The 12,801-nt window shown below is 65.8% G+C and carries 7 protein-coding genes; 5 read left to right on the top strand and 2 right to left on the bottom strand.

Annotated features, from left to right (window positions below; genetic code table 11):
* The first annotated feature begins 116 nt into the window (after positions 1-116).
* From sppA to Q7P21_RS14530, 4 genes are all read left to right on the top strand, one after another.
* Positions 117-1,889 (top strand): signal peptide peptidase SppA, encoded by a 1,773-nt coding sequence (sppA, locus tag Q7P21_RS14545; protein WP_304165652.1) that lies wholly within the window; start codon positions 117-119, stop codon positions 1,887-1,889.
* A gap of 17 nt (positions 1,890-1,906) precedes the next feature.
* Positions 1,907-2,467, top strand: coding sequence for a hypothetical protein (locus Q7P21_RS14540; RefSeq protein WP_304165654.1), 561 nt, complete (start codon positions 1,907-1,909; stop codon positions 2,465-2,467).
* A gap of 94 nt (positions 2,468-2,561) precedes the next feature.
* Complete coding sequence (locus Q7P21_RS14535) at positions 2,562-3,752, top strand: aspartyl/asparaginyl beta-hydroxylase domain-containing protein (RefSeq protein ID WP_304165657.1); 1,191 nt, start codon at positions 2,562-2,564, stop codon at positions 3,750-3,752.
* A 60-nt stretch (positions 3,753-3,812) separates the two neighbouring features.
* On the top strand, positions 3,813-5,420 hold the full coding sequence (locus Q7P21_RS14530; RefSeq protein WP_304165659.1) for a tetratricopeptide repeat-containing sulfotransferase family protein: 1,608 nt from the start codon (positions 3,813-3,815) through the stop codon (positions 5,418-5,420).
* A 189-nt stretch (positions 5,421-5,609) separates the two neighbouring features.
* Here Q7P21_RS14530 and Q7P21_RS14525 read toward each other — a convergent pair whose 3' ends face one another.
* Positions 5,610-8,558 (bottom strand): TonB-dependent receptor domain-containing protein, encoded by a 2,949-nt coding sequence (locus tag Q7P21_RS14525; protein WP_304165661.1) that lies wholly within the window; start codon positions 8,556-8,558, stop codon positions 5,610-5,612.
* A gap of 442 nt (positions 8,559-9,000) precedes the next feature.
* Positions 9,001-11,943: a TonB-dependent receptor domain-containing protein gene (locus Q7P21_RS14520; RefSeq protein WP_304165664.1), complete on the bottom strand. Its 2,943-nt coding sequence runs from the start codon at positions 11,941-11,943 to the stop codon at positions 9,001-9,003.
* Positions 11,944-12,259: 316 nt separating this feature from the next.
* On the opposite strand from Q7P21_RS14520, the gene Q7P21_RS14515 reads away from it, so the two are divergent.
* Positions 12,260-12,801, top strand: a 542-nt coding sequence (locus Q7P21_RS14515; protein ID WP_304177632.1) for a hypothetical protein, incomplete at its 3' end; no start/stop codon positions are given.

Genomic DNA, 12,801 nt, shown 5'->3' with positions numbered 1-12,801 from the left:
CCGCCAGCGCCGCACGCATCGCGCCGGAATTCTCAACCCCTGGGGGTTGAGACCTCTTCATTTGCGCGAAGCCCCGCCCGATATAGCTTAGGCCTTTCTCCTCACCCGGGATTCGAATGAAGCAGTTCCTGATCACCACGGCCGGTGTCTTCGCCGGTCTCGTGCTCTTCCTGGTGGGGGTGCCCTTCCTGCTGATCGTCATGGCCGCCGGCGCGGCCAAGCCAGAGCCGGTTCCCGCCCATGCGGTGCTGAACCTGGACCTTCGCGATCCCCTGACCGACCAGGACCCGAACAATCCGTTCGCCGCCTTCGGCCGCCGCTCGATGTCGGTGATGAGCGTGATCCAGACCCTGCGGAAGGCGGAGACCGACAACAAGGTCGCCGGCGTGCTGATCCGCCTGCCCGAGGGCGGGGTGGAACCCGCCGCCGCCGACGAGATCCGGCTGGCGATCAAGCGGTTCCGCGCCGCCGGAAAGCCGGTCTACGCCCACAGCCAGGGGCTCTATCCCTCCGGCATGATCACCTCGACCTATATGCTGGGGGCCTCGGCCGATCAGCTGTGGATGCAGCCGGGCTCGTCGTTCCAGGCGGTGGGCCTGTCGCGGGAAGACATCTTCTTCAAGGGGTTCTTCGACAAGTACGGGGTCAAGGCCCAGTACGAGCAGCGCTACGAGTACAAGAACGCCGTCAATCCCTACCTCTATAATGACTATACGGCCGCCCATAAGGAGTCCGAGCTCTCCTGGATGGGGTCGGTCTATCGCACCAACGTCGCCACGGCCGCCGTCGACCGGCGACAGAACCCCATGGCCCTGACCAAGACCCTGGAGGCCGGTCCCTATCTGGCCGAGGACGCCCAGAAGGTCGGGCTGATCGACAAGGTCGGCCAGGTGAAGGAGGCGCAGGACGCCATCCTCGCCAAGGCCGGCGCGGGCGCCAAGCTGGTGGACTTCGACGACTATCTGCGCGCCAGCCGCGACGGGTCCGGCTCTGGCCCGATCATCGCCGTGGTCGAGGCCGAGGGCCCGATCGTCACCGGCCATGACGGAACGGCCAATCCGTTCTCCGGCGGCTCGACGGTCTATTCCGACGACATCTCCAAGGCGATCTATGACGCGGCGGAGAACAAGGACGTCAAGGCCATCGTCTTCCGGGTCAATTCCCCCGGCGGGTCCGACACGGCCTCGGAGCAGATCCTGGCCGCCGTGCGCGCCGCCAAGGCGGCGGGCAAGCCTGTGGTGATCTCCATGGGGACCTATGCGGCCTCTGGCGGATACTGGATCTCCTCCGAAGCGTCGGCGATCGTGGCCGAGCCCACCACCCTCACCGGCTCCATCGGGGTCTATGGCGGCAAGTTCGACCTGGGCCCAGCTTTGGCCAAGTTCGGGGTCGATGTGCGCCAGACCACGGTGGGCGGCGACTATGCCGGCGCCTTCGGCATGGGCCGCGAGTTCAGCCCGGCCGATCGCGCCGCTTTCGCCGGCTGGATGGACCGCATCTACGCCAACTTCGTCGCCCGCGTCGCCGAGGGCCGCAAGCTCTCGCCCGACCGGGTGCGCCAGATCGCCAAGGGCCGGGTCTGGACCGGGGCCCAGGCGCGTCAGCTGGGCCTGGTCGATGAGATCGGCGGCTTCTACCAGGCGGTCGACAAGGCCAAGGCCCTGGCCGACATCAAGGGCGAGGCGCGCCTGCGCCGCATGACGCCTCAGGCCTCGCCGTTCCAGGCCTTCGAGCGGGCGCTTGGCGTCTCGGCGACCTCGGTGCGGACCCTGGCGGCCGCAGCCTGGATCATGGGCGATCCGCGCGCCCAGAGCCTGCTGGATCAGATGGCGGCGACACGGATGGGGGGAGCCGGCGCGACCGTTCTGGCGCCTCGCATGGCCCACTAGACCGAGGGAACAGAGCGATGATCACGCCTTCCATGAGCCCGCCGCGCGCCGGCCTGCTCGCCCTGGTCGCCCTGGCGGCGGCCGCGTCAGCCAGCCCAGGCCTGGCCAAGACCGCCAGCCCGCCGGATCGCGCCGCGATCCTTCAGACCCTTCTGGACTGCCGGACCAAGACCGATCCGCAACAGCGTCTCGCCTGCTTCGACGCCGCCACCGCCCAGTTCGACACCGCCGCCGCCAAGGGCGACGTGGTGGTGGTGGACCGCGAACAGATCCGCTCCATGAAGCGCCAGGCCTTCGGCCTGACCTTGCCCACCCTGTCGATGCTGACCCCGCGTGGCGGGGAAAAGGACGAGGTCGACAGCCGCATCGAGGTGGTGCTCGACGAAGCCGGCCCCGGCCAGGATGGCCACACCTATTTCACCTTCGATGACGGCGCGGTCTGGCGGCAGTTCGACCAGAGCGAGCTGTGGCCTCACCCCAAGAAGGGCATGAAGGCGGTCATCACCCGGGGTGCGGTCGGCAGCTTCTTCCTGTCCCTTGAAGGCAAGCCCGGCGTGCGGGTGCAGCGCCAGCGCTAGGTTGACCCCAGGGGCCGTGGGTGATTTCCGTGGTCGCCGTGAGGACAAGGCCGTCGCGGACGCGGCTGGCGGCGAATTTGGAATCTTGAGAGCGATGTCAGACGCCGGCGCCTCCCCCGACCTCAATACCCCGGCCATGCGGACGCTCGCGGGCAGCGACCCGACCCGCGCCCTGCAGATCCTGAAGCGGGCCCTGGAGCTCGAACCCAAGAACCTGTCGGCCTGGCTCAACTATGCCGGCCTGCTGCGCGCCACAGGTGATGTCGAGGCGGCGCTCGACGCCATCGCCCACGCTCTGGAGGTTGAGCCGCGTTCCTTCCACGCCCTGTTGATGAAGGGCGCGATCCTCGACCGTCAGGGGAATTTTCCCGACGCCGGCCGCACCTACGCCCTGGCCCTGCTCTTCGCGCCCAACGACGAGAGCCTCGATCCGCCGACCCGCGCCGCCCTCGCCCAGGCTCGCGAGGTCTATGCGAAATACATCGACGATTTCGGTCAGGAGATCTGGGCGGCGGTCGACGCCCGGTCGGAGCGCCAGACGCCCCGCGACCGCCAGCGGGTCAACCGCTTCCTGGATATCATCAGCGGCCGGTCGCCGATCTATCAGCAGAAGCCGACGGACTATTTCTTCCCCGGCCTGCCGGCCATCGAGTTCTTCGACGACGAGACGTTCCCCTGGCTGCCGGCCTTCGAGGGCTATTTCCCCGACATCCTCGGCGAGCTAGAGGCCGAACTGGCCAGGGGCCTCGACCAGTTCGCGCCCTATGTGCAGCTGCCGATGGGCGCGCCGGTCGACCAGTGGGCGCTGCTCAATCACTCCGACACCTGGTCGTCCCTGTCGCTCAAGGCCAATGGGCGGGTGGTCGAGGAGAACGCGCCGCGCTTCCCCAAGACGCTGGAGGCCCTGGCCCTGTTGCCGCAGCCGAGCGTGCCCAACCGCTCACCGGTGGCGATCTTCTCGGCGCTGCAACCCCACACCAAGATCCCGCCGCACCATGGGGTGACCAACACCCGCATGGTCCTGCACCTGCCGTTGATCATTCCCGACCACTGCGGATTCCGGGTGGGGTCAGAGACCCGCCAATGGAAGCCGGGCAAGGCCTGGGTGTTCGACGACACCATCGAGCATGAGGCGTGGAACGACAGCGACCATTTGCGCGTGATCCTGATCGCCGATATCTGGAACCCCTATCTCACGGACTACGAACGTGAAATGTATGCCGCCGTGCTGGGATCGGTGGACGCGTTCCACAACGAGGCGGTCGCCTACTCCGAATCCATCTGACCCCCAGGGGCGCCGACGACGGCCGCACCCTTTTCCATTCTCCGACCTTGAGACTGAAACTTGGATCGCGAAACGCTCTTCAATTCCATCAACCAGAAGCTGGCGGCCAACGATATCGACGGCGCCATCGACCTGGCCGAGGTCGCGGTCGCCCTGGGTGAAAGCCATCCGACCCTGCTCAACCTCTGCGCCCACCGGCTGGAGATGCAGGGCGACTATGCAGGTTCGCTGAAGCTGCTCGACCAGGCCCATCAGCTGGATCCCAACGACGTCACCATCCTCAGCGCCATTGGCCATTCGTGGCTGAAGCAGGCCGCGCCGCGCAACGCCTTGCGCGCCTTCTCGGCCGCCCTGTCGCGGGAGCCGAATTTCGCCCCGGCCCACCATGGCGCGGGCCTGGCCCTGTGGGCGCTCGGAGACCTGAAGGAATCGCGGATCGCCCAGTCGCGGGCCGCCGCCCTGGATCCCAACTATCCCGATCCCCGCGGCGCCCTGGCCCTGCTGGCCCTGCACGAGAAGCTGCCGGACGAGGCCCGCGCCCACGCCCTGGCCGCCCGCAAGCTGGACCCAGCCGAACCCGCAGCCTTCCTGACCCTGGCCACGCTCGACAACGAGGCCGGCCGGCATGAAGAGGTCGCCCGCCTGCTGGGGCCTGAAATTCGCAGCCCCAAGGTCGCGCCCCTGCAGCGCGCCTCCCTGTGCCGGCTCTATGGCGACGCGCTCGATGCGCTCGGCCAATATGACGAGGCCTTCGGCGCCTATCTTGAGGGAAACACCCTGCAGCGGCAGATGTTCGCCCCCCAGCACTCCGGCGAAGGCGTCGAGACCGCCGTCGATCTCTGCCAAAGGATCCAGCGCGAGTTCGAGCAGGACATCGCCGCCTTCCCCGCCGCCCACAAGGTTCCCGGGCCGGACGTCAATCATGTGTTCCTGGTCGGCTTCCCGCGTTCGGGCACCACCCTGCTAGAACAGATCCTGGCCAGCCATCCGGGCATTGTGGCGCTCGAGGAAAAGCCGACCCTCAACGACGAGATCACAGAGTTCTTCCTGGACCAGGATTCCCTGGCGGGCCTGATGAACCTGTCGGACTCCGAGGTCGAAAAGCGGGTCGCCGCCTATTGGACCCGCATCGCCGACTACGGCCTGGACGTGATGGGCCGGACCTTCGTGGACAAGCAGCCGTCCATGACCCTCTACCTGCCGCTGATCGCCAAGCTGTTCCCCAAGGCCAAGATCATCTTCGCCCGGCGCGACCCGCGAGACGTGGTGCTGAGCTGCTTCCGGCGCGGGTTCAACATGAACCGCACCATCTATGAGTTCACCGACCTGGAACGGCTGGCGACCTATTATGGCGCGATCATGCAGTTGGCCGAGCTGTTCTTCGACAAACTGCCGCTCAGCTTCCACGTCCATAGCCACGAAGCGATGATCGCCGACTTCGATGGCCAGGTGGCCGAGCTCTGCGCCGCCATCGGCGTCGATTTCCACGACAACATGCGCAACTTCGTGGAGACGGCCAAACGGCGCGACATCCGCACGCCCAGCGCCGGCCAGGTGGTCCAGGGACTGAACGCCTCCGGAGTCGGCTACTGGCGCAACTATGAACGCCACCTGGCGCCGGCCACCGCGATCCTGCAGCCCTGGATCAGCCGGTTCGGCTACGCGTAGACCGCGCCCGGGCCGCCCGCGGCCCTCCTCCCGATCACCTTCAGATACTGGCCCGCCTCCGCGCTAAGCGGCGGCGCTTGCCTGCGCGTAGTACGAAAGCTGCACCATAGGCTCTCGCAAGCGCGCAAAGAAAATGGCGGGCTGACCGAGGTCAACCCGCCATTCTGGAGGTCTAGATCAGACTTTGACTTAGAACTCGGCGCTGACGCTCATGAAGATGTTGCGGCCGAGGGTGTCGTAGGTCTGCGGGAACGTATTGCCGTTACCACCGCCGAAGGCGCCGGTATTGACCGAGTCACCGCGGGGCGGGTCTTGGTCGAACACGTTGTTCACGCCACCGCGCAGGGTCAGACCCGTACGGACCTTATAGGAAGCGCTCAGGTCGATGTAGTTGATCGCCTTGAGGCTCGCGTCGATGGTGTCGGTGATGCCTTGGTTGAGGAAGGCGTTGGTCGAGTTACCGTCGAACTTGGTCGAGCCAATATAGCGCCAGGTCAGCGTGGCGTTGACATTCCACGGCGTGGTCCAGGTCAGCTTGGCGCGGTGACGCCACTTCGGATCCGGAACGTCGCAGGTGACGCCGTACATGCCAGCGCATTCATAGGTGCCGCCACCGGTGACCGGTTGGGTCACGTAGTTCTTGGTGTAGGTGCCGACGAAACCGAAGGTCAGGCCACCCCAATCCGGCAGGTTCCAATCGGCGAACGAGGTCCGATAGGTGCCGGTGACGTCGATGCCCTTGGTCTGGATGAAGCCGGTGTTGGTGTTGGTGGCGTCAACGAAGCCCGAGCCGAACAGGTCGCCCGTGGTCGCGTCACGATGGACGTGCGAGCAATAGACCGACGAGCCGGTGGACAGGCAGTTGCCCAGGGTCGTCGCCGCGCCGCCGAGGCCGCGCACGATGATGTTGCGAACCCGGATGTTCCAGTAGTCCACCGACATGCTGAAGCCGGGGATGAAGTGCGGGGTGAACACGGCGCCGTAGGTGTAGGTATCCGCCAGTTCGGGTTGCAGGTCCGGGTTACCGCCGGTGACCGAGCCGCACTGCGAGGCCGGGCAGGGGTCGATATGACCGTACTGAGCCGCAGTCACGCCGGAAGCCGCGCAAGCCGCCAGGGACTTCTGCGGGGTGTTGCCACCGCAGGGGTCCTGACCGTTGAACAGGTTCTGAACCTGGGCTTCGTAGAGGTTCACGATGTTCGGGGCCCGAACAGCGCGGTTGTAGCTGTAGCGGAACCGGACGTCCTCGGTCGGGGCGTATTCAGCTTCACCCTTGTAGGTGTTGGTCTGAACACCGGTGTTGTAGTCCGAGTAACGATAGCCGCCGGTGACGGACAGCGACTTGATCCAGGCCTTGTCCTGAATGATCGGCATCCGGGCTTCGCCGAACAGTTCGTAGACGTCGAACGCGCCAGCGTTGCTCTTGCTCTGGCTGCCGCCGGACAGGTCGCCCAGGGTGTATTCGTTGTCGACGTTATATTGGAGGCTCTCACGACGATATTCCGAGCCCAGCGCGACGCCGAGGCCTTGATCGGCCCAGGGGGACTTCACGCCATATTGGCCGAGGTCGCCGGTGATCGAACCGCTGACGATCTGTTCGATCGTGTTGCCGTTCCGCAGGCCGGGGGTCAGCAGGTACTTATAAGCGTCCTGCGAGATGCCTTGGCCAAGCGCCTGGAAGATGTTCAGCGGGACGCAGTCGCCGCCGGACATGCACTTGCCGGTGGTCGGATCGACCAGCAGGGCCTTCTGGATCTTGGACAGCGAGGTGTAGCCGCCTTGCGTGTCCTGATAGGCCGCCGTGCCGTACTGGGCGTAGACGTCGTAGTTCCAGCCGTCACCCAGATCGCCGCGCGCGCCGAAATTGATCTTGTAGCTGGTGTGGCTGTAGGAGTCGGTCCGCGGCACGGCCGCGAAGCGGTAGCCGGCCAGCATGCGGCCGACGGCCGAGGTGCCGGCGGCGGCGCCGCACAGGGCGGTCTGCTGCGAAGCCGACATCAGCGGGTTGTTACAGTTGACTTCGAAATAGCTCTGGCCAACCACGGCGCCCGTGCCGCTGAACAGGCCGGACGGGGCGTATTGCGCCGTCGAGCGGTCGTCAGCGAACATGAACTCGGAATAGAGTTCGATCTTCGGGGCGATCTGATAGTGCGCGAAGTAGCCGGCCGTGTAGCGGTCGTCCTGGCGCTGCAGATAGCTCAGGGTGTTGAAGTTATAGCCGAACGAACCCTGCGACGGCACGAAGGTCTTCGAACCATTGGGGTTGTCGGCGAAGTTGCTGGTGGTGTTCGGCGGAGCCACGCCGGGCGCGTTCAGGAAGCGGAACTTGCCATAGGCGCCGTTCGACGAACCGAAGCACTTGTAGCTGTCATAGGCCGAGTTGACCGAAGTCGGGCCGGGTTGCGAATAGAGGCCGCAAGCCGCGTAGTCGCGGGTCGCCTGGGTCACGGGCTGGGCGTTGAAGTAGGTCCCGAAGACCGTGACATTGCCCTTGTCGTCGTCGAAGTTCGAACCGAACACGATCGAGACGGCGGTCTGGCCGCCATCGGTCATGTGACCGGGGACCGTATATTTGCCGGCCTTCAGGGCCGCCTGGACGGTCGAGTCCTGCTGGTCATGGTCGTTGAAGCTGTACTGGGCGTCCAGCTTCAGACCTTCGAAGTTCTTGATCATCAGGAAGTTGACGACGCCGGCGACGGCGTCGGCGCCGTACACGGCGGAAGCGCCGCCGGTCACCACGTCGACGCGCTCAACGAGCGCGGCCGGGATCGAGTTCAGGTCGGCGACGGGGGTCTGGGGGTCGCCTGGTTGCAGGCGGCGGCCGTTGACCAGCACGACCGTGCGGCTCGGGCCGAGGCCGCGAAGGTCGACGGTGGCGGTGCCGTTGGAGTTGATCGACTGGCCGAGGTTCTGGCCGCCGATGACTTGCGGCAGGGCGTTGGTCAGGGTGTCGATGGTGGCCGTGCCGGCGACCTTGACGTCTTCCTGGGTGACGGTGACCAACGGGCTGTTGGAGGTGATGTTGGGCTGCGCGATCCGCGAGCCGGTCACCACGATTTCGGTGACTTCGGTGGCGGCCTTGGTCTCAGCGAAGGCCTGAGTGGCCGACACGCCGGCGATCGCGGCGCCGCAAATCATCGAAGACGCCAATAGGCGTTGTCGAACGGTCATAGATTTCAAGATCGGTCCCTCCAGCGCAAACATCGGCCCTAAAGCCGCCGTTTCGCGCCCCACTGAAGTTGTCACGGGCGCGTCAATCGCGCCAGATTGCCGGCATATTCGGCCTCGCCCCCAACCGGTCAACGACCATTAAGGTTTGGACACATTAAGGGGTAACGTATGTCACTTTGCGGTCACACATCGGACCGCCTTTGGCCAGTCCGCAGGCGTTCACGACCGCCGGGTCACATTTCAGGCCGTTCGATGTCGCGATCGCATCGCCGGCGCGCGCCGCGCCATCCCCCGGAAACGCGAGACTCACCGCCAAGGGGCGAGCGCGGCCAGGGTCTTTGCAGAATCAATACGGCCGTGGGGCGACCAGATCTGGTCCGCCGCCCCACGGCCGCATTTTAGTCAGGTCTTAGAAGCGGGCGCGCAGGCCCACGAAGTAGCGGCGACCCAGGACGTCATAGGTCGACGGATCGGTGTTGGCTTCGATCTGCGAGGTGTAGGCCGGAGCCGCCTTGTCGCCGACATTGGTCACCCCCGCGCGGACGTCGAACATGTCGTTGATCTTCCAGCTGCCATCGATGTCGTAGTAGCTGTAGTTCGGAGCAGCCTGGCCACCGGCGAAGAAGTCGTTGACCTTGCTGACATAGCGCCAGCGCGCGCCGACCTCGAAGTCCTGCCAGGACCAACGAACGCCCAGGGCGCCCTTCCAGTGGCTGTAGTTCGAGCCAAGGGTGTTGCCGACGGTGCCGGCCCGATGGTCGATATTGCCACCCGGAATGGACTGGATGTCCATGTTGAGCAGGTAGGTGCCTTGCAGATTGGTGGTCAGGCGACCCCAATCATCGCTGAGGCCGATAGCGCCGAGGCCGAAGCCCCAGTCCGCCTGGAAGTCGATGCCGTCGGTCTCGTAGGACGCCAGGTTGGCGTTGGTCGAGGTGACGTTGACGATTTCACCAGTCGCCGGGTCACGACGGATCAGCGAGCAGAAGATGTTGCTCGCCGCGAACGTCGGGTTGGACGGGCTGCCTTGCGGGTTGTTGAAGCAGTAGCTGATCGCGGTGGCGGCGTTGATGGTGCCAACCGCGTCCATGATCTTCATGTGGTAATAATCGACCGAGGCCGACAGACGCTCCAGGATCGGGGCGTCGAAGTGCGGAGCGAAGACCACGCCGTAGGTGTAGCTGTCGGCGGTTTCTTGCTGCAGGTTCGGATTGCCGCCCGTGGTCGCCTGCACCTGGCTGTTGCCGTAGGTGAAGGTGTCGATCACGACGCTCGGCAGGCCTTGAGCCAGGCAGAGAGCCCGGACCTGAGCCGCGCTGGCGCTCTTGCGATAGGCGCCCTTGACGTCGCAGGGGTCGCCGGAACCCACGCCACCGGCCGGGCCGATGGTCGGGAAGCTTTGACCCGTCGCGGCGTAGAGTTCGCCAACGCTCGGGGCGCGGATGGCCTTGGAGTAACCGCCGCGGACGGTGAGCCCGTCGACGATCTTCCAGTTGCCGTCAGCGCGGTAGGTCGAGACGCCGCCGATGGTGTTGTAGTCCGAGTAGCGATAGCCGAGGTCGAGTTCGAGGGACTTCACGAACGGCAGGTCCTTCAGGACCGGCACGCGGGCTTCGCCATAGACTTCATACACGTCGGTCGAACCCTGGAGCGGGTTCTGGGCGTTGAAGCCCACCACGCCCGGCGCGTCCTGGACGATCGGCGACGTCGAGGTGTCGCGGGTCGACAGGACCGAGTCCGGAATGAAGTTGTAGGCGTTGCGGATGTAGTCCGTACCGATGGCGACCTTCAGGGCGCCGGCCGGCAGGTCGAACAGCGAACCCGTGGCGCTGGCTTCCGCCAGGCGCTGATCGAAGGTGGTGGCGTTCTTCGTGGTGCGGCTGATGTAGGCGGCGCAGGCCGCCGAGATCGGCTGGGCGCCGAAGGGGTTGTAGCCGCCGGCGCAGATCGACTTGCCGCCATCGGCCGCTTCCAGAAGCGTGCGGACGGCGCCGTGAGCGACGTTGCCGTACTGGGTCTCGAGGCGCTTTTCACGGCCATCGGCCATGTAGGCGTCGAAGGTCCAGTCGCCCCAGAGCTTGCCGTTCACGCCGACCAGCATCTGGGTGACGGTGTAGTCGCTGACCGAACGACGGCCGCCGAGTTCGCTGAACCGCTTGCGGATCAGATAGGGCGCGGTCGGGTTCGGACGCGAGGCCAGCAGGGTCTGCAGGTCAACCGGGGTGAAGGGGTTGTTGTAGGGAACCAGGAAGCCGGTGTTGCCGGTGGCCGGGTTCGAAGCGGCCGGCGACGGGGCCAGCAAGGCGCCCGACTGGTAGCTGACGAAGTTGAACTGGGCGTAGCCCTTCACGTTGTCGACCAGGTCGTGCTCGACGCGGGCGAAGGCGTTGTAGCGCTCCAGCGGAACCACCAGATAGTTCAGCGGGCCGGTGTTGTAGTTGCCGGTGACCGGGATCGTCGAATAGTCGATCGTGGTCGGGCCCTTGTAGTCCTTGCCGTTGGCGAACAGCGTACCGTCTTGGTTGAAGCCCAGACGGGTGAAGGTCCGGCTCACCGAGCCCGGCGCGAAGCCGTACTTGGCGAACACCGCGTCCATCGCGGCCTGGGTCGGCGCGTTGGTGGCGATGGTGTCGTAGGAGCCGAGCGGGGTCGTCGAGGACGCGCCCGAGACCGACGAGATCGCGCGGGCCGCGTTCTTGATCGAACCGCGGTTCGAGAAGCCCAGGGCCATGACCGCGTTGCCGGCGCCGCCGTCGAAGTCGCCGCCCATCAGCAGGGTGACATTCTCGGTCTCGCCGTCACGACGGGTGGTTTGGCCGAACTGGGTGTCGACCTCGATGCCATTGAAGTGCTTCTTCAGGCGGAAGTTCACAACGCCGGCGATGGCGTCCGAACCGTAGGTCGCCGAGGCGCCGCCGGTGATCACTTCGACGCTTTCGATCAGGCCCGGGGGAACGGTGTTCAGGTCGACGGTGCCGTCCGAGTTGGACGGCGGGATGCGACGGCCGTCCATCAGCACCAGGGTCCGCTGCGTGCCGAGGCCGCGCAGTTCGACGTTGGCCTGGCCGGAACCGCCCGGATTGTTCGAGGTCGCCGTCACCGACGGCACGAACTGCGGCATGGTGTTGAGCAGGGTGTCCACCGTGACCGTGCCGGTGTTCTTCAGCGCTTCAGCGCCCACCGTGACGATCGGGGTGTTGGACTCATAATCCTGACGCGAGATGCGCGAACCGGTGACGATGATCTCTTGGACCTCGGTCGCGCCGGTTTCGGCCGCGAAGGCCGGGGTGGAGGCGACGGCCAGAACCGCCATTCCGCCCAGGATGGACGACGCCAGCAGGCGTTCGCGCATTGTGTTCATTTTCAAAATTTAAATCCTCCAGCATGAGCCCCTGCCTAGGCAGGGCGCCCTGCGGCCCCATTTTTGCTTCGCCCGCGCCACAATTGCGGCTCGGTTGAGGCTGGTGTTACGGAAGTTACGACCGTGCAGCAATAATCTTCACGAAAACGCAAGGCTGAAGGCGCCCGTGTGTCGCATTCTTGACACAGAGGGTGACATTGTCCCCGACCTGCGCCGCAATGCCGCGCCGGGCGCCGAAACGCACGACACATTGTTCCAATCGCCGGGGCCGCCTAGGAAGGACGCCTTCGCCAAACGGGGCCACAGCATGACTTCCCACCTCCGAACAGGCCTGACGGCCGCCCTGATCCTGGCCGGTGGCGTCGGCGCCTTGGCAGCTGCTGCGGCGCCGACCGCGACCACGGCGGCCGTGGCGATCCAGCGGATGATCGCCTGTCACGCCAAACCCGAGGATCATGACCGCCTGGCCTGCTACGACGCCGTGGTCGCCGATCTGATCGGCGGCGCCCAGGCTGAGCCCGGCGCCGACAAGCCGGCCCTGGGCAGCGACGTGCTGGTCATCGACCGCGAGCAGGTCCGCGCCGCGCGCCGCCAGGCCTTCGGCTTCGACCTCTCGGCCCTGTCGGTGTTCGATCGCGGCGAAAAGCCCGAAACGCTGGATCGCGTCTCCACCACCGTCGAGCGCGCCTATCAGCAAGGCGACGGCCACTGGGTGCTCGACATGGCCAACGGCGCCGAGTGGGTGCAGACCGACGAAGAGAAGATGTGGCGCAACCCGGCCAAGGGTTCGAAGGCCGAGATCCGCAAGGCCGCCATCGGCAGCTATTTCATCAATATCGACGGCCAGCG

The sequence above is a fragment of the Phenylobacterium aquaticum genome (assembly GCF_947378715.1).
Taxonomy (GTDB): Bacteria; Pseudomonadota; Alphaproteobacteria; order Caulobacterales; family Caulobacteraceae; genus Phenylobacterium; species Phenylobacterium aquaticum_A.
The sequence above is the reverse complement of the archived record's forward strand: the minus strand, read 5'-3'. Positions and strand labels throughout refer to the sequence as shown.